This window comes from Phyllobacterium sp. K27, assembly GCF_054796155.1.
The window spans coordinates 2,968,862-2,993,276 of sequence record NZ_CM139240.1; the positions used below are offsets into that span (position 1 = coordinate 2,968,862).

The following is a 24,415-nucleotide window of genomic DNA, read 5'->3' on the forward strand; positions in this document are numbered from 1 at the left end:
AGAAACTCCATGTTCTTGACGATTGATGAAACCGCCTATGAGGATGCGCACCAGCGCGATTGCGCACGCGTCGCGGCGCTGCTTTCCGGCGCGGGTCCCCATTCGCGCGCCAGCGTCGTCGACCAGTTGAACATGACATCGACAGCGACTTCACACGTTGTAAGCGATCTGACTGAACGTGGTCTGGTCATAGAGCGTCCGGGAACGAAGATTGGCCGGGGACGCCCGCCAATCGAGATCGCTTTGAATTCGCAGCGCCTCGGTGCGTCTGTCATCCACATTTCCAGCCGCACGCTGCTTGGATTTCTTCTGGATCTTGGCGGTACGATCCTTGAACATAGGGCTGTAGAAATCCCCGCCGATTGGGATAATGCCGCCATGGCTGATGCAATGCGCCAGCTTGTACAATGGCTGATTGCAAAATGTCCTGCCGAAATGATCCATATGGGCACCTCGGTCGCCGTGCCGGGCGTTGTCGATGTCAAAGCCCGGACATGGCTCATAACCTCCCGCTGGCCCAAAGTGCGTAATCTCGACATTGGCAGTGCACTTGCGTCCGTAACACCCGTTGCAACCGTTTGCAGGAACCTTGATGCTGAGCTTGATGCCCGCACGACGCAGGAAGCGGCCTATCGCAGCGGCAACACGCTGCTCCTGCATTGGGGATGGGGCATTGGTCTTTCCTACAGTATTGCCGGTCAACCGCTGTTACAAAATGGCGGACCTTTCGGCGAGATTGGTCATTGGCGTTTCAACGCCTTGAACCAGCGTGAATGTGGTTGCGGCAATCATGGATGCCTCGAAACGGGAGCTGCTTTATGGGCTCTTCTACCCCGTCTGCGGGAATTATGGCCTGACCTCTCAGAGGAAGAGGAAGTGCTGGCCAGACAATTGGCAGGCCTGCCCCTACTTGATGTTCCTGAAGTGGCTGAAGCAATCAAGCTCATGGCACGCTCACTTACAAATGTATGCCGCCTCCTATTTCCATCCCGTGTCATTGTAACGGGCCCGTTTGTAGCCAATGAGGATGTGTGGCAAGCATTCACAAGCGCATTCAAGAGCGAGGGACTTATTGGCTCACTGGAATTGCCAACTCTGATCGCAGACAAGTTCAGCCAGGATTACGTCATTCACGGCGCATGCTTGCCACTGTTGAATGCGGGACTGGAAACCTTCATCAGGCTTAATAAGCGCGCTGCGTAGAGTTACGCATATGGCGGAACAAAATCTCTTACCAGCGATTGTTCTTTGAAATTCTCTACAAAGGAGTTTTCCAATGGGCCTGCCCATCACCATACATGCGTTTCCCGACCCGGTGACAGTGCGATTTCTCGATGTCGTAATCGCATCAACAGACAAGGCGCTGGAGCTGCGCGAAGCCGGGCATGATCCGGTGCTCTATATCCCCTTCGACGACATCTATTTCGTCCACCTCGAAAAAACACAGACGCGGACGCAATGCCCCTTTAAAGGTGATGCCACCTATTGGCGGATAACCGGCCAAGGTGAAGCTGCCAATGATGCAATGTGGGCATATGAAGAACCCAAGGCCGAGGTGGCGCAGATTGCAGGACACGGCGCATTCGACCCGCGCAAGGTAACATTTGAAGGGGTGAAGGCTCGGCAGGTTCTGCCCTGACGGCTCAAACCATCAAGCGTGGCACAGCATCTATCAATATGCGTGTCGCATCGGCTTGCGGATTTGCGAGCACGGCTTCCGTATTGCCTTCTTCGGCAATACAGCCCTCTTCCAGAATGATCATTCGATCTGCAAAAGCGCGGACCACAGCCAGATCATGAGAGATGAACAGATAGGAAACGCCGGTTTCCTCTTGCAGGTCCAATAATAGATTGAGTATTTGAGCACGTACCGAAACGTCGAGAGCTGATACGGGCTCGTCCAGCACGATAAGTTGAGGCTTGGTGAGAATTGCGCGCGCAATTGCAATACGTTGGCGCTGGCCGCCGGAAAGTTCCAATGGCAGACGTTGAAGATGCTCCATCCCAAGTCCAACCCTTTCCAGCGCTTCGGCGACAATATCGCCATATTCATTCTTGCTGGCAAAACCATGAACTCGCAATGGATCTTCTAAAATACGCTTCACATTCGCCCGCGGGTTAAATGCTGCCAAAGGGTCCTGAAAAACCATCTGGAATCGTGGCCTGATACGGCGCAAGGCGTCACCACCCATTCGCGATATGTCCTGTCCAAGAATATGAATACTTCCCTCGTCAGGCTGAATTAATCGCATCACCAGCCGCGCCAATGTCGACTTGCCCGAACCTGAACTGCCAACGATAGCCAAGGTTTCGCCGTGCTGAACCGAAAGATTGATATTCTTCAATCCATCATGACTGTGTTCGCCAAACCGTTTGGCAATGTTTTGCAATTCCAGAATGGGAGATGATGACGTGTCCATCACTGCAATCCCGCCATATCGATCTGCGGAAGGCGGTCGCTGCGTGGCCTATCCAGCGAAATATGCGTATCGATCAATGCCTTGGTATAGGGGTGCTTAGGCTCTTTTAACAACTGGTTCGTTGCTCCTGCTTCCACCAGCTCCCCTTGGTAAAGTACGGCAATCCGATCAGCCCGCTCTGATGCAAGCGCAATATCATGGGTCACGAACAACAGCGTTAATCCACCATCTCTCACCAGCTCATCCAGCAGATTGACAATATGCCTCTGGATCACAGTGTCCAATGCACTTGTTGGTTCATCCGCGATCAATATAGAAGGATTGCCGGCAAGCGCCGCAGCCAAGGCAATGCGTTGTTTCTGCCCGCCCGAAAACTCATGCGGATAGCTGTTGAGACGCGATAATGCCTTTGGAATTTTCACTCTGTCGAGCAGTTCGGCGGCGCGTACCCGCGCTGATATCCAGCTCATGCCGAGATGCGTCATGACTACCTCGGCGATCTGATCGCCCACTTTCATGACCGGATCGAGACTTCCGCTCGCATCCTGAAATAAGACGCCGATCTCACTGCCAGGTTTCGGGCGATGACCGGCAAAGTCTATGGTGCCATCAATGCGTGCCTGTTTCGGCAAAAGTCCCGCCACAGCCATGGCCAAAGTCGACTTGCCAGACCCGCTCATGCCGATCAATGCCAGCCTGCTGCCCTTTGCCAGTTGCAACGAGACGTCTTTGAGAGCCATTGTCCCGCCATAGCTCACATTCAGATTCCGCACATTCAGGTAACTATCTGTCATGGCTGCAACCTTTCCGTACGAGAAAGTCCGCGCCCGATCAGGTGAATACTGAGAACAGTCACAACCAAAGCGATGCCCGGCACGATCGAGAGATAGGGGGCTGCCCGCAAAACCGTACGGCCTTCTGCGATCATGCTGCCCCATGTCACCCGGTTCGGATCACCAAAGCCGAGAAATGATAATGCTGCTTCAATGAGAATTGCAGTTGCAACAGAAATTGCCGCCAGCGATGCAGTGGGGCCAAAAGCATTTGGAAGTATCTCCCGGAAGGCGATCTCAAGCGGGCGCATGCCAAGCGTGCGTGCAGCGGCTACAAAATCGCGTTCGCGTAGCGACAGCACTTCGGCGCGTGTGACGCGGGCAGCCTGCGTCCAGTTGCCCAGGCTGATAGCAAGGATAAGAGCAGGTACACTTGGCCCGGTGACGCTGATCATGGCAAGCGCCAGAAGAAACCCGGGCACAGTTTGAAATGCCTCGGTGATCCGCATGAGCACTATATCGGCAATTCCGCCAAGGAAACCGGAAATGGTTCCGACAACGCTGCCGATAATCAGGGCAGCCGCAGCCGAAAAGAATGCGACAAGGAGCGTCGTGCGCGTTCCATGCACCAGACCTGCGAACACATCACGGCCAAGCCTGTCAGTTCCAAGCAGATGCGCCTCGGATGCGAAAGGACGCAGCATGGCCTCGCCACTGATCGCCAGCGGGTCACCCGGCGCAATCAATGGTGCGAATAATGCCATCAGAACCAGCAACACAAGCAAGATAGCGCCGATTCTGGCCTCAAGGTTAACTGCCCTCATCGCCCCGCCCTCACGCGTGGGTCAAGTTTTCCATAGGCCAGATCGACAAGCAGATTGGCAATAATCACCGTGATGGCGCTACACAGCAAAACGCCGAGCAGCAAAGGCGTATCGCGCCGCGCCACAGCTTCAGCAGCGAGCCTGCCAAAACCGGGAACATTGAAAACGCTTTCGACCACGACGCTGCCACCCAGCATGGCGGCCGATTGCCAACCAAGCATTGTTATTGCTGGCAAAACAGCATTTCGCGCCACGTGACGCCAGACAATGCGGCGGCGGCTCAATCCCCTCGCCTCGAGGCCTTTTACAAAAGGATCGCGCCAGATTTCCGCCATTCGGTCTCGCATTAAACGCAGGTAGAGCGCGAGATACACCATCGCCAGCGCGCATACCGGCAAGACCAGATGCACAGCAATATCGGCCATCCGTGCAAAGCCGGTCTTGCCGGAAGCAATGCTTTCGATTCCGCCGATTGGCAGCCAGCGCAGATCAACCGCAAAAACCACAATCAAAACCAAACCCAACCAGAATCCCGGCACGGCATAAAGCGCCAAAGAACCCGTCGACAATATCCGGTCCCCAACCGATCCGGGCCGGGCACCTGCTGCAATGCCAAGCAAAGAACCGGCAAAGAAAGCCAACCCCGTCGCGATGCTCATCAATAGCAATGTAACGGGTAATCTTTCCGCTATCACAGAGGTGACCGGCCGTTCGAACGCCGTTGACCAGCCGAGATCACCATGGGCGAGCGCTGACACATAGGCTTGAAAACGATAGAGCGGGCCTTGGTCCAGCCCCCAGTCCGCGCGTAGCTGTGTGATTTGCTCGGCATCCATGGCACCGGAGCGTGCTATATAGGCATCCACCGCATCACCTGAAGCTGTCTCAAGCAGCAGAAAACTGCCCACCAGCACGATAAACAAGACCGGCAGAGCAGTAAGCAGGCGTTTCAGGAAAAATGCGGCAAGCGGTGGCAAAGGAATCCTTCGGCAAAAATCTAATATGGTTGCTCCAAACTTATGCGTGGTTCGCCCTTCGACAGGCTCAGGAAGCTCACCATGAGGGAAGTGGTTTGCCTGCATCCTGATTACGGTCAGGGCACACTCTGATTTGCAACACAACGACTCCCCTCATGGTGAGCTTCCTGAGCCTGTCGAAGGGCGAACCACGCATAACAATAATGCAGCTATGTAACCACGATATTGAAAACTATTCTTTCAACCAGACATTCGACCAATTGGAAACTGCCCAACGCGGATTGTCCGAGACATTCCGCACCGTATCCTTTGCAACTGTAATGAATGAAAACTCGGCCACATTGATCAAGGGCAGGTCCTGCGCCACCTTCTTTTGAAGCTCCTTGTACAAGCCAGCACGTTTTGCGCTATCCAGCTCGGAGGCCGCACTTTTGATAAGCTTGTCAACTTCCGCATTGGCATAGCCATATTGATTGGAGAAGGGCACACCGGCAGGTAGGCCGCTTTCAAAAAGGATGGTCGTCGAGATTGCAGGATCAGAACGATAGACCGGCGTTGCAACCGTGATATCGAAATCATGGTCCGTGTAGACCGCTTTCAGATGCGCAGGTGTATCATTGCTGACAACCACTGCATCAATACCAATCTTACCCAGAGCCTGCCGAAGATAATCGCCGAACTGTTTGGTTTCGTTGAAAAATGGCGCTGGAAGCAGTTTCAACTTGAAGCGTTTGCCATCCCCACCGCGCTTGTAACCGGCCTCATCCAGCAAAGCTTCAGCTTTGGCCGGATCAAAAGCATAGGTGGCCGTGCCCGGCTCATAAAAGGTCTGGTCATAGGCCGGAACAGACCCTGTTGATGATTTGGCAAACCCGAGGAAAATGGTCTTGACGACAAAATCGTGATCAATGGCGTGAGCAATGGCGCGGCGCACGTTCACGTCTGCCAGTTCCTTGCGCCGATGATTGATTTCAACAATCAACTGATATGTCAGCCCCTCATAGCCATTGGCATAGACTTTCAGTTCCGGAGATTTTGAGATGCGATCAAGGTCAGCAAGGGGAACGGCGGAGAATGCCGCCAGTTGAATTTCCTCCGCCTCCAGAGCATTGCCAGCGGCAGCGCGATCCGGCAGGAACTGATAGACGATCTCATCGAGCAGCGGCTCGTCTTTTTGCCAATAGGCATCATTGCGCTTCAGCAGGAAATACTCGCCCGGCTTGTATTCGCCAAACTTGAACGGGCCAGTTCCGACCAGCTTCTGATTGGCCGGGTTCTTGGCAATGTCCGTGCCTTCGTAAAGATGCTTCGGTATGACAGAAGTGACTACCGGCAGAGCGTTGCGGATAAGCTGGAAAGGCGTGGGCTCCGAGAATCTGAAGATCGCAGTATGGTCGTCCGGCGTATCAACGGCCGCCAAATTCTTGAACACGACGCGCCCGAGATTTTGCAGTTTCTTCCAGATCTCGAGAGCGGAAAAAGCGACATCCGCCGAGGTGAAAGACTTGCCATCGTGCCAGGTCACCCCTTCCCGCAGTTTGAATGTCACCGACAATCCATCCGCAGATCCTTCCCATGAGGTAGCGAGCCGTGGATCAAGCCCGTCCTTTCCCTCGTAGGATTGTTCAGCCAAGGGTTCGATAACCTTACTGGCGACGAAGAAAACGCCGTTTGATGCGACGATGGCCGGATTGAGATTGGCGGGCTCGCTATCGCCTGCAACCACAAGGCGTCCACCTTTAACAGGAGCATCCTGCGCGAAGGCCAGTTGCGGCGTCAGTATTATAGCGCCGGCGCTGGCGCTCAGATGGAGAAAGGTACGGCGATTCAACAGGATACGGGACATTGTTGGAATCCTTCAATCAATGGATCGGGACAGAACAGCGCTTAAAGCAGCAATGGTCTTGCGGGCAAATTCAGGCTGCGCAGATGCTCCCATATGGGCGATGCGCAGCACCTTTCCTGCGGTATCGGCGCGGCCGAGCGAGAGCAGAATGCCGTGCTCGTTCAAAAGCTGGTCACGAAGTTCTATGTCGCTGGAGCCATCGGGCACTTTAAAAGCTGTAGCAGTGGGCGAGCACCACGCCTCGCGTTTCGGCCAAAGCGAAATACCCAGCTCACCCAGCCCTTTACGCGCAATGGCGGCTGTTTCGGCGTGACGCGCCCAGACACGTTCCGGCCCCTCTTTCGCATATCGGTCGAGCGCGGCATCCAATGCATAAATTTCGGCAATTGAAGGCGTCACCGGAAAAGCTCTCCCCGGAATTGACGCATCCTTCCATGCGGCAAGACTGAGAAATGATCCACGCGGTGCATCACTATTGCCTTCGATCTTTCCCCATGCGCGTTCGCTCACAGCAATCAGACTAAGGCCGGGTGTGCTGCCCAGACATTTCGATGGTGAGGTGATGAAAATATCTGCATGAGCCGCCTGCGGATGTGCATCCATGCCGCCAAATGACGACACAGCATCAATAATCAGATAGGCGCCATGTTCAGCAACTATCGCGCCTACCTCATTCAACGGGTTGAGTGTGCCGGATGGTGTATCGTGGTGGCACAGTGAAACCACGGTAATATCGGGCCTTCGGCGAAAAGCCTCCCTGACAGCCTGTGGATCGATGACCTCATCGAAGGGAACCGCCAGTTCAACCACTTCCTTGCCGTATCTTTCCGCCCACCCTTCAAACCCCTTGCCGTAAACGCCGGATACGAGGTTCAGGACCACATCATTTTGGGAGATTAAGGCTGCGGCAGCAGCTTCAATGCCAAGAATAGCCTCTCCCTGCATGATGACCGGCGCGATATCCGTCTGGAATGCAATTCGCAGTTTCTCGATCACGCCTGCATAGAATTCTTGAAAGGCTGGGTGGTAATCATAAAGAACAGGCGATCCCAGCGCCTCAAGCACTTCCGGGTAAACAGGAACGGGCCCTGTGGTCAGCATCAAGGGTGGAACAGGCAGAGGCAATGACACTTTGGAATTTCATCCCGCATTTGAACGCTGAGAACTCGGAATTTGAACCATATTCCCCAGATTGCCGAAACCCAAGAAAAACTGTTCCAATAATCTTGTCACCGTTGCAAATCTGTTGTGAGTGCGCAGCCGATGCTACTGCGTCAGATTTTATAAGCCTCTATGTCGTCACCTATCTGCGGCATTCCTTCGGTGAGACCTGTGAGGAGTGCATCTCGTCCTTTTTCTCCCACGAATGACGCCCCTCGCCTGATGGCTTCCTGCCATGAAGCGCCCCTGTTCCATGCTTCAGCAAATGCCATTGCAAGATCAGATTGTCTTCTGGTTGCAACTAACGCCTCGATCAATAAGCCTGCTTGTTGGACGTCTTTATCCCGCTTTTGAATTCCATCGCTATCATTGCGCCTACGGGCACTAACGATCAGCTTATGTATCGCATATCGTTCTGGCGTTGGTACATTGACAACAACGCCGCTCTTATGAAGCAAAACTGTTCGGACAGGCTCATAGATCAGATAGTCCAGAAATCGCATGGGCTCCGCCGCCGCGCCACCAAGCGCAGGCATATCAGCAGGTATACCTACAAAATCATCGCTTCCGGTATTCGGCGTCAAGAATTCGACCTTATAGCGATCTGAATTTTGAAACTGCGTCGTTCTTAGAGGGTCGCCTTGGTGCGGAATTTGTCGAAACGACGCATCAACAGTGCGCAAGACCTCAAGAATTGGAGGGATCGTATCCTGCACATTGACCGAAATCGAATGGAACTGGGCAAAATCGGCATCGCCCGTCTGCATGACGGCAGATGGTAAACGTATGCCGAGTATCCCGGAATAGGTTTGAAAAGCTACGGTTCCAATCAAGACTGCCCTAAGCCGGAAAATCCCCGCATTCGAGAGCGCTTCTACTATATCCCCGGTAAACTGCTCCGGCGCACTCATCCTTGCTTCCCGTATCAGCGTAGAGACAAGCTTCCTGCGCCCACGAATATCATTCTTGATTTCCTGAAAAGCATTGACCCGTTTTGCAATTTCTTCGTCTAGCTTTGGCCCGACATAAATGCGTTTGTCGCCTGTTTCTGTAGGATAATCGAAGTACCAGTATTCATTACCTTTGACAGGCACAGAGACAAACCGACCGTCTACTGGAAAGTCAGCCTTGAAGTTTCCGTCCAAGGTGCGCTGAACCAGTTCGGCAAACATGGTGCGGTAAACCAGGTCAATTTCTTTCATGGCAGTTCCGGTTATAATGTTTTTGCGAAAACATTATAACCGGTGTATAATATTACTCAACTAATATCACGAATGCATGCGTTATAATGTTTTCGCAAAAACATTATAACTCGCTTGGCTATTCCAGCGGAATAACATCCACGGATTGCTTGCCCTCCTGCGATCCGCTTGTCTTTAAAACGCCGACGATGGGCGAGACATCGGCATAGTCACGACCGCACCCAATCGTAATGTGATCATTGCTCGCAGCCATATTGTTCGTCGGATCGAATTCCAGCCAGCCTGCTTCCCGCCCGCACCAGGCGCGCACCCATGCATGCATGGCGTCAGCACCTTCAAGACGCTCCTTGCCTGGCGCCGGTATGGTGCGCAGAAACCCGCTGACATAACCAGCCGGAATACCCAGCCCCCGCAAGCCCGCAATCATCACATGGCTGAAATCCTGGCATACACCTGCCTTGAGATCGAATGCCTGCCGTGCATTTGTGCGCACGTCTGTAGCGTCACCATCATATTTGAAATCCGCGTGGATTCGGCGGTTCAAATCGCTCACCGCTTCCGTGACAGTTTGGGCACTGGTCAGGCTCAATGCGGCATAGGCAGTGATATCCGGATCAATGGCAGCGTGCTTGCTTGAGGTGAGAAAATGGTGCGGTGCATCTGCCGCAATCGACCACATGCTGCGAATTTCTTTGCCAAGCCCTGCGATACTTGGCGAAACGTCAAGCATGACTGGAGGGCGCATGACATTGACCCGCGCGGTCATTGTTACATCAAGCGTCTCATGCGGGTTGCGATAAACGATTGAGGTAACTGAATTGGAGAAAAAATCAATGAATTCCGAGCGTTCCGCCGATGCAGGTTCGAATGACAGGCTGGATGCAATGACGCGCTGAACGCCCGGCAATGTTTGCGGCATAACCCGTACGTGATGGCGCCCGGCAGCCGCCGACCGCGCATAGTCATAGTGGAGGTGAAGGCGTATATTATACAGCATTATAACTGGACTCGCTCAGGCAAAATACGTCTCGGAAATTGCGTCGGCCAGAGCACCAATATCATAGGCGACCTTGTGAAGTATGTCTGGCGTCATTTCACCCGCTTCCGAGATCGCCAGTTGGGTATGCAGTCGCAGCACATCTTTGGAAAACACCTGTATGCCTGCCGGTGTGCTTTGCCCCGTTTCGCGTGTTGGTAGCAGGCTGAACTCCGTTTTCAGCGCGTCAAGCTGGAAGATGATCGAGCGTGGATTGAGCGGGTCCAGTGCCAGAAGATCCACAATACTGGTCCGTCCCGAATACACGCTATACTGCCGACGGTGCGTCATTACACTATCGCCGATCTCCAACAGCATTTCCAGAGAACCTTCCGCCGCGTCTTGACGGGCAAGGCGGGCAAGCATGCCAGCCATCTGGATGCCGCGCTCAACCCGGCGGCCTATTTCAAGAAAACGCCAACCGGTAAAGCGATACATATTCTCGTGAACGAGGCCGGAAAATCCGGCAAGCTTGCGCAGGATAATCGTCATGGCTCGAGTGGCATCATCCCCGGGTGTCACCACATCGGAGAAGCGGTGCACAGTTTTTGAAAGATCGTGCAGCGCCAGCCAGCCATCCGGCGAGAACCGGTCGCGAATGCGTCCGGCCGAAAGCATCGCCCCATCAATAGACCGTTGCAGCCCTTTGGGAATTGCCTCATCCAGATCAACGCCAAGCGGTTTAAGATAGGCGCGCATTTCCGTCAGAAGTGGCAGTTCCTGATGGGGCGCTTCGGCAAGACGTGCATGGCAGGCACGCAATATGCGCGCGGTTCCTTCGGCTCGCTCGATATAACGGCCCATCCAAAGCAGATTTTCCGCCGCGCGCGCAGGAAGCGTTCCCGGCACGGTGCGCTGGAAAACATCATCCTCGCGTGGGAGCAGCGTGTCTTTCGCCACCGGTCCCTTGCTGGTGATCCAGACGTCCGCCGCCTGCCCACCGCGCTGCATGGCGATTGCTGCCGTATCGAGCGTAAAGCCGATGCGGGCAAAACCACCCGGCATAAAGCGCCAGCCATCCTTATGGCGCGCCGCAAAAACACGCAGCACAAAGGGGCGCGGCTCAAGCTTGCCATCGACATAGACAGGGGTGGTCGAGAGCTTCACCGCCTCCTGACCGACCAACCAACGCCCGTCATTCTGTAATCGGGAAAGCAGGTCACTGCGCGCTTCATGATCGAGCTTCGATCCAAGCACCGTTGCCTGTACGTCTTCAAATGGCAAACGCGTTGAAAGGGCCGGTCCCACCATCATCTGATCAAGTCGGTCCATGACGTGTTTGCGCTCTTTTTCCTGCCCGCACCACCAGGTCGCTATGCTCGGCAGCGCCAGATCACGCTCATGCAGCGCTTTTGAAATGGCTGGCAGGAAAGCCAGCAAGGCGCGGGTTTCAAGAATGCCGGAACCAATTGCATTGACAAGCGAGACCGAGCGCCTACGCAAGGCAGCGACCATGCCGGGCGTCCCGATCCACGAATCTGTTTTGAGTTCGAGCGGGTCCATATAGGCACCGTCCATTCGCCGCCATAGCACATCAACTGGCTTCAGACCTGAAACGGTACGAACCATGACTCTGCCATTGACGACCGTGAGGTCATCGCCTTCAAGCAGCATGAAGCCGAGATAGCGGGCGATATAGGCATGTTCAAAATAGGTTTCATTGTTCGGGCCGGGCGTCAGGATTGCAGCTCGCGCCTGTGGATCGGCGACCAGAGACTGCATGGAGTCACGAAAATCCTTGAAGAAACCGGCTAGCCGATGAACATTCATCGAGGCGGAAATATCGGAAAGAGCACGGGTGGTCGCCACGCGATTTTCCAGTGCAAATCCCGCGCCGGATGGGGCCTGCGTCCGATCGCCCAGCACCCACCATTGTCCATTCGGGCCACGGCCCAGTTCGAAAGCACAAAAATGCAGGAAGCGCCCGCTCGCGGGCTTTATTCCGGCAACTGGATGCAGGAACTCAGGGTTCGATGCGATCAGATCGGGCGGCAGCACGCCATCGCGCACAAGCTTCCCTTCGCCATAAATATCAGCAACGACATCCTCAAGCAGATCGGCGCGCTGGGTCAGTCCAGCGGTGATCGTATCCCAATCCTCCTGATTAATGAGCAGGGGGACGTGGGCAAGCGGCCATTGCCGTTCCTGGGTGCCTGTCTCGTCATAGATGCGATAGAATACGCCAGCATCCAGCAAATACTGGTTTGCACGCGCAAACCGTGTTGCCAATTTCTCCGGACCGAGTTCATCCAGCGCCCCCAGCAAGGTTTCCCAGCCGGGCCGAACGGCACCCGAAGTGTCAATCATTTCGTCGGCAATTCCCGGCAAAGGCCTGTAGCCTGCAAGTAGGCCGGGAATCGTACTGGTCGTGGATTTATTCACTTTTGACATTATCGATCTATATTGAGTTTTATACAGACTGCATACTTATTGTGCGTGGTTCGACACGCACAACTCAACTACGCGGCCTTCTCAAATCCAGCGTCATCGGGAATTCCGGTGATGCCTGTTCTTTTCGCAGTTCATAGGCTCCAGCCGTATGGCCGCGCGGCTCGAACCGCGCCAGTCTGCGCGCCTCTGCTTCATTGGAATTGATCGGGAACGTATCATAGCTGCGCCCGCCCGGATGGGCGACATGATAGGTACACCCAGCAATGGCCCGTCCCGACCATTGATCGTAAATATCAAACACCAGCGGCGTATTGACCGGGATCATCGGATGCAGGCCAGAGCGCGGCTGCCAAGCCTTGTAACGAACACCTGCAACAGCAACTCCGTTGGTTTCCGTCATTTTGAGCGGCACTTCGCGGCCATTACACGCCACGCTGTAGCGCGCGGCGTTATAGCCTTCGACCTTCACCTGCAAGCGCTCGACAGAGCTGTCGACGAAACGGACCGTACCGCCAATCGCGCCCTGTTCGCCCATGACATGCCAAGGCTCAAGCGCCTGCCGCAACTCCAGCTTGACACCTTCATTGACGATTTCACCGCAAAATGGAAACCGGAACTCCAATTGTGCCTCGAACCATTCCGGTCGGAAATCAAAGCCGTTCTGGCGCAGGTCGGCCAGCACATCAAGGAAATCCGCCCAGACGAAATCCGGCAGCATAAAGCGGTCGTGCAATGTCGTGCCCCAACGTACGAAGCTGCCTTCGATGGGGCTATTCCAAAAGCGGGCGATCAATGCCCGAACCAGTAATTGTTGTGCCAGGCTCATGCGGGCATTTGGCGGCATCTCGAAACCGCGAAACTCGACAAGGCCAAGCCGCCCGGTCGGACCATCGGGCGAAAACAGCTTGTCGATACAAATCTCGGAGCGATGCGTATTGCCGGTCACATCCACCAAAAGGTTGCGGAATAGCCGATCTACCAGCCAGGGCAGCGGTGGCGCACCACGACCGGGCAGTGGCACCTGTGCCATGGCGATTTCCAGCTCATATAAACTGTCGTGCCGCGCTTCATCGAAACGCGGCGCCTGACTTGTCGGACCGACAAACATGCCTGAAAACAGATAGGATAAGGACGGATGACGCTGCCAATGCAGCACCAGACTTTTCAGAAGATCGGGGCGACGCAGAAACGGGCTGTCATTGGGCGTTTCACCGCCGACCACCACATGATTGCCGCCGCCTGTGCCGGTATGGCGCCCGTCGATCATGAATTTGTCAGCGCCAAGTCTTGTCTGGCGGGCTTCTTCGTAGATCGTCTCGGTGGTTGCCACGCATTCGCGCCAGTTCGAGGCTGGATGGATATTCACTTCTATCACGCCGGGGTCGGGTGCAACGCGTATCACGTTGATACGCGGGTCCTGAGGCGGGCCGTAGCCCTCAATATGGACCGGCAGGCCGAGTTTGGCAGCGGCCGCCTCAGCAGCACCGACAAGTTCAAGATAGTCCTCGAGCGCCTCTACCGGCGGCATGAAGACGCTCAACCGTCCATCGCGCGGCTCAACCGAAATGGCAGTACGCACCGCACCGCCGATCTCGCCAAGTTCCTGTTCCACCCGCTCCTGCGTGCTGCCTTCAGCGGCAGTAAATGAAGCCACCGCCTGTGGCGCTTCCCTCACATCGATCAAAGCCGGCGAATCCGGCAAAGGGCCACGCTCTAGCGATGGATCAACTGGTACAATAAACGGAAACTCGGATGGCGGCACATGGGGCAGCGCGCCCAGCGGCAGGCGATAACCGACCGGCGAGTCGCCTGGCACCAGAAAGAGCTTGCCCCGCCGTGTGGTCCATTTTTCGCTGCGCCAGCGTGGACCTTGAGCAGCCTGACTGTTCCAGCGCTGCACCGGCAGCACAAATCCTGTGGGTTCTGTCAGCCCTCGTTCGAAGACGCGCGCCATGCGGCTGCGCTCCTCCGGGTCTTTCAGCATGGAATTGGAGGGATCGACATTCTCCGGAAGATTGCCTTCCTTGACAATCCACTCTGCTGGATCCTCATAGGCTGCGGCGACCATGTCGTCTTCGACGCCAAGTTCACCAGCCATCTCGACCAGCAGTTTGCCTGCATCTTCCGGCTTCACATCTGCTGTGCTGTTTTCCGCAGCGATGAGGTCAGGATTAACCCAAATCGGCTTACCATCCTTGCGCCAATAAAGGGAGAAGGTCCAGCGCGGCAGGCTCTCCCCTGGATACCATTTGCCCTGGCCGTAATGCAGAAATCCGCCCGGCGCGAAACGATCGCGCAAGCGGCGGATGAGCTTGTCGGCTTTTTCCCGCTTTGTCGGCCCGACAGCATCGGTATTCCATTCGCCGGATTCGAAATCGTCGATTGAAACGAATGTCGGTTCGCCGCCCATGGTCAGGCGAACATCACGCTCCTTGAGCAGCGCATCGACCTTATTGCCGAGCGCATCAAGCGCGTCCCAAGATTCATCGGAGAATGGCTTGGTAATGCGCGGATGCTCCGATACGCGTGTTACGCGCATGTCAAAACCGAATTCGACATTGGCAGGTTCTGCCATACCTGAAATTGGCGCAGCATTGCGGTAGTGAGGCGTTGCGGCCAGCGGGACATGGCTTTCGCCAGTCAGGAGCCCCGATGTCGGATCAAGCCCGATCCATCCCGCACCCGGCAGATAGACCTCGCACCAGGCGTGCAGGTCGGTAAAATCCGTTGTTGTTCCGGCAGGACCATCAAGCGCAACCAGATCGGGCTTCAACTGGATAAGATAGCCTGAAACAAAGCGCGCCGCCAAGCCAAGGTGGCGCAGGGTCTGCACCAGTAGCCAGCTCGTGTCACGGCATGAGCCCGTGCGAACATTCAGCGTGGTCTCCGGCTCCTGCACGCCCGTTTCCATGCGGATAACGTAGCCGATCTCGCGCTGAATACGAGCGTTCAAATCAACAACGAAATTGACTGTATTGGTGCTCGAGCGCTCAATCGTTGCCAGAAAATCCGACAAGAGCGGACCAATAGGGTCTGGCTTCATATAAATGGAAAGATCGTCGCGTATATCTTCAGGATAGGCGAAGGGCCAGATTTCCCCGGCGGGTTCGACGAAGAAGTCAAACGGATTATAGACCGTCATGTCAGCCACAAGATCAACTTCGATCTTAAGCTCCGTGACAGGCTCAGGAAAGACGTAGCGGGCAAGGAAATTGCCGTATGGGTCTTGCTGCAAATTGACGAAATGATTGGCCGGACTGACCTTCAGCGAGTGGCTTAAAACCTTGGTTCGCGAGTGTGGAGCGGGTTGAAGGCGGATGATCTGCGGCCCGAGCATGATTGGGCGATCATATTTATAGTGAGTCAGGTGATAGACTGCTGCGTGAATTGCCATGTCGCCTCAAAATTCAATAAAAATCGATCTTCGCTAAAGAGTACACGTGAAGCCTAGCCTACTCCATCTGCTTGTTCACGCTTAAAAAAATTATCCTGCCATTTATTTTAGCACGTGCGCGGTTTGCATCTTAAACGGGCTTGTAAAATGGAAGGCACAACCCGCAACCAGCGCAACCGCCGTGATTGCAACCCTGCATTTGTTATGGGCAAGGCAAACAACCCAATATTGGCACAGCTTATCTCCCCCCATGTGGGGGAGAACAGATTTTCTTGAATTTGGCCACTTCGCTAAATTCTTAGAAATCCAAAAGAGGGGGTAATATAATTTGCATTAGGCTTGCTGCGTGGTTCGACGGGGCTCACCATGAGGGAGGTTATTATTTGCAGGAAATTACTTCCTGCAAGGTTATCGACCAATGTGCAATCAACCACGTCCCTCATGGTGAGCCCCGTCGAACCACGCAGCAAGCCTAATGCCAACAAAGGGTAGTTGCTGATTATCACCCTGGAATTGAAAAAGACCCGGACGAGCTGGCAAGTTACGTTCCGGGTCTCATTTCATTAAACCAGGAAAACGGGAGGTGGGCGAAAGCCTGCCTCTCACTCCTGAAGCAAACATAGCATTTCTTCTGTTTTTTCCAAGTACTATCTCTTTTAGACCATTTCATTTTCGCTTCGGTTCAACTACTACTGCTCGTGATGGTTTCTCTGGCTTGAAAACGCTGGAGATGAAAAGGGAACACGGTGAGGCGTACCCAAAGGGACCGAAACCGTGGCTGCCCCCGCAACTGTAAGCGGTGAGCGACGCCTGAGGATGCCACTGATCGCAAGATCGGGAAGGCAAGGCTTCGCCAAGACCCGTGAGCCAGGAGACCTGCCATCACAATTGAAATTCGAACCGGACGGGGTGTGCCGGGAGCGATGCGATGACCTGCCGGATAGCGGCACCAGAATGCTTTAAATGGCTTCCGGTTCATCGTCTGCGTTCTATGCCCTCCCCTTGAAAGTTGGACAGGCATGAACGTTCCGCACACCATCATTTCGGCCCAGCATCAAATTTTCTACCTGGTTGCACGATCAGCATTGACGCTTGTTATAACATTACGCTATCGCCTACCCATGTTAAAGCACTCAGCAAGTTTCTACGGCACGGAAGCGCGATCATGAGCCATATACAGCTCGATGCGAAGGCCGTGGGTTATAAGACCGGAGCGCATACCCTGGTCGAAGCCGCATCGATTGGTGTGAGGTGTGGTGCACGGCTGGCTATTATTGGTCCAAATGGCGCGGGAAAGTCCACCTTGTTGCGCATGTTGGCCGGACTGCTGCTACCAACATCCGGCGAAATAAGTTTCAACGGCAAAATCATCAGCAAGATGTCGCCACTTGAACGTGCCCGGCAATTTGCCTTTGTTGGTCAGACCGACACACCGGACCAGCAGCTTCTGGTCGAGGATTATGTATCCCTTGGCCGCATTCCGCATCTGGGCGTCTTCACAAAGGCGGTCGACAGGGAAATCGTCGAAGATTCCATGCAACGCGCGCGGATCACCCATTTTCGCCGCCGCGCTTTGGGTTCATTGTCCGGCGGCGAGCGGCAGCGTATGCAATTGGCCCGCGCCCTTGCCCAGCAACCGGCAATCCTGTTTCTCGACGAACCGACCAATCATCTTGATCCCAAGGCGCGTAGCGAACTGCTCCTTCTGGTGGCCGGACTTGATGTGACAACCATCGCCGTTCTGCATGATCTGCCGCTTGTTGCGCCATTTGCCACCCATGTTGCGGTCATGCACAGCGCACAGCTCGTCGCGTCAGGCACGCCCGACGAGACACTGACACCACGCATAGTCAGCGATGTATTTGATCTTGATGTACTGCGCCTGCGGCATCCCTCCCGCCAGCGCGATCTTATGGTGTTTGAAGCACCCGAACCGATCCACGACGCCCATTCTCATCCACGGAGCATTTGATGAAAAAATCCTTTTTCGCCTTCGCATTTACTCTTCTGTCGGTGCCAGCCTTCGCATTTCCGGTCACCGTGGATAGCTGCGGGAAAGCATTGACCTTTGATGCTGCTCCCAAGCGCGTTGTCGTCAACGATATCAATATGAGCGAAATGGCCTTTGCGCTTGACCTCCAGCCCTTAATGGTCGGCGTCACCGGCATAACCGGCTGGTACAAGCTTGACGATGCATTCATCAAGCAGCAGAGTTCCATTCCGGAACTGGCCCCTAAAAATCCGACCCTTGAGAATCTCATTGCCGCACAGCCGGATTTCTTCTTCGCCGGTTGGAATTACGGCATGCGCATAGGCGGCGAAGTCACGCCTGATACGCTAGCGCCCTATGGGATCAAGACACTCGAGCTGACCGAGAGCTGTGTACACCTCGACAAGAATCGTCCGGCCGCTTCCATGGATCTTCTCTATGGCGACATCGAAAAGCTGGGCAAGATTTTCGGTAAGGAAGCAGAGGCCGAAAAGCTTGTTTCCGGCTGGAAGACTCAATTATCCGCGATTAAGCAGAAAGTCGGCGTCAACAGCGGAACCCGTGTATTCCTCTATGATTCCGGTGAAGACAAGCCGTTCACCGCTGGTAAGTTCGCCATACCGTCAGCTCTGATCAGGGAAGCGGGCGGCATCAACATCATGGATGACCTCGAATCCAGCTGGGCCACCACATCCTGGGAAACTGTCGCAGCGCGCAACCCGCAATTCCTCGTTCTCCTCGATTATCAGGACGATATTGGATACAAAAAGCTTCTCGATTTCCTGAAGAGCCATCCGGCCATGAAGGAAACCGATGCCGTGAAGAAGGAGCGGTTTGTCGCCCTTCGTTATGCGGAACTCACTCCCGGCCCTGCCAATATCGAAGCTATTGAGAAAATCGCCAAGGCAATGCATCCGGAAGCTTTCTGAGTGCATTTCCAGGCGGGAACAAAGCTGACACTTGCGCTAAGCACGGTGCTGGTCATCGTGCTTGCACTGCTTTCCATTGCCTATGGCTCAACATTTATTGCACTTGGCGATGTATTGAATGCCTTGGCGCATTTTGCGGGACTCAGCGATCTGACCACGACCGTACCCATTGAGCGGATTATCGTCGATCTGCGTCTGCCCCGGGCCATCCTTGGCCTGTGCGTGGGTGCCGGGCTTGGTATCATCGGTGCAATGCTGCAAACCGTCACCCGTAACGATCTCGCCGACCCCTTCCTGTTCGGCCTTTCCTCTGGGGCCGCTGCTGGTGCGGTATCAGTTATCAGCCTTTTCGGCGATCGTTTCGGCGTGTGGACATTACCCCTTGCGGCATTCAGCGGCGGCATGCTCGCTGCCATAATCGTCTTGTTGCTGGTGCGCCGCGTGCAGGGACAAGGGCCGGAACGCATGATCCTTGCTGGCCTTGCCGTATCCTTCATCTTCACAGCGCTTGCCAATTACATGGTATTTTCCGGTGACCAGCGCGCAGCCCATTCGGTATTGTTCTGGACGCTTGGCGGTTTGGGATTGGCGCGTTGGGATAATCTGCCGCTGGCATTGATTGGCCTCACCTCAATCCTGATCTTCGCGCTTTATAGCCACCGCAATCTTGATGCTTTTCTGGCCGGCGAAAATACAGCGGAAAGCCTTGGCGTCCGTGTCAATCGAACCCGGAACATCGTCTTTATCGTCTGCGCCTTTTCCACCGCGATCTTCGTTTCAGTGTCGGGCGTTATCGGCTTTGTCGGGCTGATGATCCCACATATTGCGCGGCGCTTTTCCGGCCAGCTCCATGCCGGGCTGATTGTAACCTGTGCGCTTTTCGGAAGCATTCTCCTCCTTTCAAGCGATCTGGTCGCGAGGCTTCTGCTTGCGCCACAAGAACTGCCGATTGGCGTTGTCACCAGTTCCATCGGTGCATTCTTCGTCGTCACCTTGCTGCTGCGCAAGGGCTGAGATAAATTATATAGAAATTGCTGATCAACTAGCCTATCTTATTACTTGGTATTACCTTTGGAGATTTTTGATGGCCCCGGTTTCAATAACCAGTGTGAAGTTAGAGAATTCCACAAAAGATCGCTTGCAGAAATTGGCGAAAAGTCGGGATAGAAAGCCTCACTGGTTGATGAAGGAGGCTATTGAACAGTATTTGGAGCGAGAAGAGAAGCGTCAGGCTTTTCGACAGGATGCAATTGCATCGTGGGAGGAGTATCAAGCCAGCGGGAAGCATATGACAAGCGATGGTGTTGTCAAATGGCTTGAAACATGGGGCAATGACGAAGAGACACCCGCTCCAGTATGCCACAAGTAATATTCACGGCAGCCGCGCTGCGTGATCTTGAGCGGTTACGGCAATTCCTCAAAGTCAAAAATCCAACTGCCGCTAAAAAAGCCGCAGATACAATTATACAGACTATTGAACTGTTGAAGCAGTATCCGCAAGCAGGGCGTCCAGTTGCCGATATGGAACATCACTATCGTGAAGTGCTGATCGACTTTGGCAATAGCGGGTATGTGGCATTGTATCGGTATGAACCGGACAAAGTCGTTATTCTCGCAATCCGCCATGGCCGCGAAGCTGGCTACTGATTATAGCCTTCCCCACGCAACGAAACCGGGATTGGCAAAATCAGCATCATTTGCCTGATTGCGGCGACCATAGGTCAGCAATTTTCCATCCAGCGTAAGCGTCACACCGCCCGCGGCCCGAAGCACGGCATCGCCAGCAGCTGTGTCCCACTCCATCGTGCGACTCAGGCGCGGATAGATATCAGCTTCACCGCGCGCCAAGAGACCGAATTTGATCGACGACCCGACGGAAACACATTCTTCAATATCAAAATCTTCCAAATGGGCATCAGTTTCCGGCGTGCGATGCGAGCGGCTGGCGACAGCAATCATCTGCTGCGGTGCCTTGCGACAGGAAATCTCTCTGGTCGAAACTGCGATACCCTGACGATCCAGCGTGGTTTCCGTCGCGCCGTCCGGACCGCCGGTAAACAGCCAGCCGCGAACGGGGGCATAGACGACACCCAATACCGGGACACCGTGTTCGATAAGGGCAATATTGACAGTGAAATCGCCATTCCGGTTGACGAATTCGCGTGTTCCATCCAGCGGATCGACGAGATAGAACCTGTCGCCAAGATTGCCGGGTACATGCCCGCCGGAAATTTCCTCCTCGGCAACAATCGGTATATGCGGCGTTGCCCGCCGCAAAGCTTCCAGAATTATCGCTTCTGCCGCATGGTCAGCAGCCGTGACCGGCGACTTGTCGTCCTTGAGCGCCACGTCGCATCCTTCTTCGTAGATGCGCAGAATTTCTAGTCCGGCAGCAATCGCAGTTTTCTCGAATGTAGATAGTAACGATGCGTAGTCGATCGTTTGAAGTACCAGATTTACTGTCACGCTCGGCCCTGCCTAAATCGACCAGGAACTTTGGTCAAAATTGAAGATGATTCCGCGATTAGTGAGCAGCTTTTCCACTTCGGAGGCAAGCTCTTCGGTTGTCCGTCCCACGGTTTTCAAATGAAGCTCAGGATGCTCAGGCGCTTCATAGGGCGAATCGACACCGGTGAAATTTTTGATCTCACCGCGCAGGGCTTTTGCATAAAGCCCCTTCGGGTCACGCCGTGCGCATTCTTCAAACGGCGTATCGACATAGACCTCCATGAATTCGCCATCGCCCAGCAATTCGCGAACCATACGCCGTTCGGCAATGAAAGGCGAAATGAACGAGACAAGCACAATCAGTCCTGCATCAACCATCAGCTTGGCAACTTCGCCAACACGGCGGATATTCTCCACGCGGTCTTCTTCGGTAAAACCGAGATCACGATTGAGTCCATGGCGGACATTATCGCCATCGAGAATATAGGTGTGCTTGCCGAGGGCAGCCAGACGCTTTTCGACAAGATTGGCAACTGTCGATTTACCCGAACCTGACAGGCCGGTGAACCAGACGACCGCCGGTTTCTGATCCTTCTGGCCCGCGCGCGATGCCTTGTCGACATCGAGTGCCTGCCAATGGACATTGGAGGCACGGCGCAATGCAAAGTCGATCATGCCAGCACCCACTGTCGCATTTGTCAGCCGGTCGATGAGAATGAAGGAGCCCGTCGAGCGGTTGGATTTATAGGCATCGAAAGCAATCGCTTCCTGCGTCGAAATATTGACGACACCAACTTCATTCAGATCAAGTGATTTAGCCGCTTCCTGCGCGAAACTATTGATATCGACTCGATATTTGAGATCCGTGATCGTTGCCGTGACCTGATCGGTCTCAGTGCGCAAAATGTAGGAGCGGCCGGGGATCAGTGGCGCTTCGGAAAACCAGACAAGATGCGCGGCAAACTGGTCGGCAACATCGGGGCGATTATCCGGCGAGACCAGCATATTGCCGCGCGAGACTTCGACCTCGTCCTCCAGGACAATGGTAACAGCCTGCCCTTCTCCGGCAATCTCCAGATCGCCATCCCATGTCGCGATCCGTTTGACGCGCGAGGCCTTACCCGATTTTGCGACCACAACCTCGTCGCCCGGCGCAACGGTTCCTGAAGCGATCGTGCCGGAAAAACCGCGAAAATCAAGATTGGGACGATTGACGAACTGAACCGGAAAACGGAAAGGACGCGTGGCATCGGCATCATCCAGCGCCACATTTTCCAGATGTTGCAGAAGCGATGGACCTTCATACCAGCGCAAATTTTCCGATGGGCCGATCACATTGTCGCCAAAGCGAGCAGAGAGCGGAATCGCCTGTATGGTTTTGAATCCGAGTTCGCTTGCAAACTCCTGATATTGCTTGACAATGGTTTCAAATACGTCCCGCGAATAGTCCACCAGATCGATCTTGTTGACCGCAAGCACGATATTGCGGATACCAAGCAGCGAAGCGATAAAACTATGCCGCCTTGTCTGGCGCAAAATGCCCTGCCGTGCATCAACAAGGACGATGGCAAGGTCAGCCGTGGAGGCACCTGTTGCCATATTGCGCGTATATTGCTCATGGCCGGGCGTATCTGCAACGATGAACTTACGCTTCGGTGTCGAGAAAAAACGATAGGCGACGTCGATTGTAATGCCCTGCTCGCGCTCAGCCTCAAGCCCATCGACCAAAAGGGCAAAGTCAATATCTTCGCCGTTGGTGCCATGTTTGCGGCTGTCCTTTTGCAACGCTGCAAGCTGGTCCTCAAAGATCAGCTTGGTGTCGTAGAGCAAGCGGCCGATCAGTGTCGACTTGCCGTCATCAACCGAGCCACACGTCAGAAATCGCAGCAGCGATTTTTTTTCCTGCTCGGCCATATAAGCGCTGATTTCCTCTGCTGCGGATTGTGCAACCGGCGTTTCAATGTGGGCTAGCTTGCTCATCAGAAATAGCCCTCACGCTTCTTCTTTTCCATCGAACCGGCCTCATCCCGATCAATCATGCGCCCTTGACGCTCTGACGTCCGTGAGATCAGCATTTCACTGACAATCTCGGGAAGCGTTGCGGCGTCGGACTCGGCTGCGCCTGTCAAAGGATAGCAGCCAAGCGTCCGGAAACGCACCATTTTTTCTTGCAATACTTCGCCCGGCAAAAGTTGCATGCGCTCGTCGTCGCGCATGATCAGCATGCCGTCCCGTTCCACGACCGGACGCCTGGCGGCAAAGTACAATGGAACGATCGGAATATTCTCCTGCATAATGTACTGCCAGACATCCAGTTCGGTCCAGTTGGAGATAGGAAATACCCGGATCGACTCACCCTTGGCCACGCGCGTATTGTAGATCTTCCACATTTCTGGGCGCTGATTTTTCGGGTCCCACGAATGCTGCGCATTACGGAAGGAGAAAATACGCTCCTTGGCGCGGGCCTTTTCTTCATCACGCCGCGCGCCGCCAAAGGCTGCATCAAATCCATATTTGTCGAGAGCCTGACGCAGCGCCACCGTCTTCATGATGTGGGTGTGGGTGTTCGATCCATGCACAAAAGGGCTGATGCCCTGCTCGATACCCTCTTGATTGCTATGAACGCGCAAATCAAAACCCAGACGATCAGCTTCTGAATCACGAAACGCGATCATCTCCTTGAATTTCCACGTACTATCAATATGCAGGAATGGAAACGGCGGCTTGGCCGGATAAAAGGCTTTCATCGCCAGGTGCAGCATAACGGATGAATCTTTGCCGATAGAGTACATCATCACCGGATTGGCAAATGTAGCGGCAACCTCACGAAAAATATGGATCGCTTCGGCTTCAAGACGCTGCAAGTGCGTCAAATTCTTGGTCATGAAAATCACTACCCACTCATGTCTTCAGGCTTGATACCTGTAACGAATATCGACCGGTCCCAAACGCAGTTCACCACGTTTGGGCTGCAACCGCAAACATAGTGTAGCGCCCTGCTTTAGGAAAAGGATAGTTTCTCAG

20 protein-coding genes and 1 riboswitch are annotated in these 24,415 nt (G+C 54.4%); of the genes, 7 read left to right on the plus strand and 13 right to left on the minus strand.

Annotation, left to right across the window (positions count from 1 at the left end; all coding sequences use genetic code 11):
- The first annotated feature begins 9 nt into the window (after nucleotides 1–9).
- Entirely contained in the window at nucleotides 10–1,203 is a 1,194-nt protein-coding gene (locus ACYJL1_RS14745; protein WP_460896085.1) for an ROK family protein, read from the plus strand.
- A gap of 73 nt (nucleotides 1,204–1,276) precedes the next feature.
- Nucleotides 1,277–1,639: a DUF427 domain-containing protein gene (locus ACYJL1_RS14750; protein ID WP_460896086.1), complete on the plus strand. Its 363-nt coding sequence runs from the start codon at nucleotides 1,277–1,279 to the stop codon at nucleotides 1,637–1,639.
- Between the two features lie 4 nt (nucleotides 1,640–1,643).
- On the opposite strand, the gene ACYJL1_RS14755 is transcribed toward ACYJL1_RS14750, so the two are convergent.
- The 10 genes from ACYJL1_RS14755 to ACYJL1_RS14800 form a co-directional block, all read right to left on the minus strand.
- Nucleotides 1,644–2,420, minus strand: coding sequence for an ABC transporter ATP-binding protein (locus tag ACYJL1_RS14755; RefSeq protein WP_460896087.1), 777 nt, complete (start codon nucleotides 2,418–2,420; stop codon nucleotides 1,644–1,646).
- Nucleotides 2,420–3,214, minus strand: a complete 795-nt coding sequence (locus tag ACYJL1_RS14760) for an ABC transporter ATP-binding protein (RefSeq protein ID WP_460896088.1) — start codon at nucleotides 3,212–3,214, stop codon at nucleotides 2,420–2,422. The genes ACYJL1_RS14755 and ACYJL1_RS14760 overlap by 1 nt, the downstream gene beginning before the upstream one ends.
- Nucleotides 3,211–4,017, minus strand: a complete 807-nt coding sequence (locus ACYJL1_RS14765; protein WP_460896089.1) for an ABC transporter permease — start codon at nucleotides 4,015–4,017, stop codon at nucleotides 3,211–3,213. The genes ACYJL1_RS14760 and ACYJL1_RS14765 overlap by 4 nt, the downstream gene beginning before the upstream one ends.
- Entirely contained in the window at nucleotides 4,014–4,994 is a 981-nt protein-coding gene (locus ACYJL1_RS14770; protein ID WP_460896090.1) for an ABC transporter permease, read from the minus strand. The genes ACYJL1_RS14765 and ACYJL1_RS14770 overlap by 4 nt, the downstream gene beginning before the upstream one ends.
- Nucleotides 4,995–5,226: 232 nt before the next feature.
- A complete protein-coding gene (locus tag ACYJL1_RS14775) occupies nucleotides 5,227–6,840 on the minus strand; it encodes an ABC transporter substrate-binding protein (RefSeq protein WP_460896091.1) in 1,614 nt (537 codons plus the stop codon).
- Between the two features lie 12 nt (nucleotides 6,841–6,852).
- Entirely contained in the window at nucleotides 6,853–7,971 is a 1,119-nt protein-coding gene (gene ppaT, locus ACYJL1_RS14780; protein ID WP_460896092.1) for a pyridoxamine--pyruvate transaminase, read from the minus strand.
- 143 nt (nucleotides 7,972–8,114) lie between these two features.
- On the minus strand, nucleotides 8,115–9,203 hold the full coding sequence (locus tag ACYJL1_RS14785; RefSeq protein ID WP_460896093.1) for a nucleotidyltransferase family protein: 1,089 nt from the start codon (nucleotides 9,201–9,203) through the stop codon (nucleotides 8,115–8,117).
- A gap of 118 nt (nucleotides 9,204–9,321) precedes the next feature.
- Entirely contained in the window at nucleotides 9,322–10,200 is an 879-nt protein-coding gene (locus ACYJL1_RS14790) for a transglutaminase family protein (RefSeq protein WP_460896094.1), read from the minus strand.
- A gap of 15 nt (nucleotides 10,201–10,215) precedes the next feature.
- Nucleotides 10,216–12,630, minus strand: a complete 2,415-nt coding sequence (locus ACYJL1_RS14795; RefSeq protein ID WP_460896095.1) for a circularly permuted type 2 ATP-grasp protein — start codon at nucleotides 12,628–12,630, stop codon at nucleotides 10,216–10,218.
- A 64-nt stretch (nucleotides 12,631–12,694) separates the two neighbouring features.
- The gene (locus ACYJL1_RS14800) at nucleotides 12,695–16,024 is read right to left on the minus strand and encodes a transglutaminase family protein (RefSeq protein WP_460896096.1); all 3,330 of its coding nucleotides are present in this window, start codon (nucleotides 16,022–16,024) and stop codon (nucleotides 12,695–12,697) included.
- 685 nt (nucleotides 16,025–16,709) lie between these two features.
- Nucleotides 16,710–16,922: riboswitch (cobalamin riboswitch) on the plus strand.
- Between the two features lie 267 nt (nucleotides 16,923–17,189).
- Between ACYJL1_RS14800 and ACYJL1_RS14805 the strand changes: the two genes are divergently transcribed.
- From ACYJL1_RS14805 to ACYJL1_RS14825, 5 genes are all read left to right on the plus strand, one after another.
- Nucleotides 17,190–17,996, plus strand: a complete 807-nt coding sequence (locus ACYJL1_RS14805) for an ABC transporter ATP-binding protein (protein ID WP_460896097.1) — start codon at nucleotides 17,190–17,192, stop codon at nucleotides 17,994–17,996.
- The gene (locus ACYJL1_RS14810) at nucleotides 17,996–18,943 is read left to right on the plus strand and encodes an ABC transporter substrate-binding protein (RefSeq protein ID WP_460896098.1); all 948 of its coding nucleotides are present in this window, start codon (nucleotides 17,996–17,998) and stop codon (nucleotides 18,941–18,943) included. The genes ACYJL1_RS14805 and ACYJL1_RS14810 overlap by 1 nt, the downstream gene beginning before the upstream one ends.
- Entirely contained in the window at nucleotides 18,944–19,957 is a 1,014-nt protein-coding gene (locus ACYJL1_RS14815; RefSeq protein WP_460896099.1) for a FecCD family ABC transporter permease, read from the plus strand. It begins immediately after the preceding gene.
- 70 nt (nucleotides 19,958–20,027) lie between these two features.
- Nucleotides 20,028–20,312 carry a CopG family ribbon-helix-helix protein gene (locus ACYJL1_RS14820; protein ID WP_460896100.1) on the plus strand — a complete coding sequence of 95 codons (285 nt, stop codon included), beginning with the start codon at nucleotides 20,028–20,030 and terminating at the stop codon, nucleotides 20,310–20,312.
- Nucleotides 20,300–20,590, plus strand: coding sequence for a type II toxin-antitoxin system RelE/ParE family toxin (locus tag ACYJL1_RS14825; RefSeq protein WP_460896101.1), 291 nt, complete (start codon nucleotides 20,300–20,302; stop codon nucleotides 20,588–20,590). Before ACYJL1_RS14820 ends, ACYJL1_RS14825 begins: the two co-directional genes overlap by 13 nt.
- Here ACYJL1_RS14825 and cysQ read toward each other — a convergent pair whose 3' ends face one another.
- Genes cysQ through cysD form a run of 3 tightly spaced genes read right to left on the minus strand, consistent with a single transcriptional unit; the run spans nucleotide 20,591 to nucleotide 24,276 of the window.
- Nucleotides 20,591–21,409, minus strand: a complete 819-nt coding sequence (gene cysQ / locus ACYJL1_RS14830; protein WP_460896102.1) for a 3'(2'),5'-bisphosphate nucleotidase CysQ — start codon at nucleotides 21,407–21,409, stop codon at nucleotides 20,591–20,593.
- A 12-nt stretch (nucleotides 21,410–21,421) separates the two neighbouring features.
- On the minus strand, nucleotides 21,422–23,371 hold the full coding sequence (gene cysN, locus ACYJL1_RS14835; protein ID WP_460896103.1) for a sulfate adenylyltransferase subunit CysN: 1,950 nt from the start codon (nucleotides 23,369–23,371) through the stop codon (nucleotides 21,422–21,424).
- A complete protein-coding gene (cysD, locus tag ACYJL1_RS14840; protein ID WP_460896104.1) occupies nucleotides 23,371–24,276 on the minus strand; it encodes a sulfate adenylyltransferase subunit CysD in 906 nt (301 codons plus the stop codon). The genes cysN and cysD overlap by 1 nt, the downstream gene beginning before the upstream one ends.
- Nucleotides 24,277–24,415: the final 139 nt, after the last annotated feature.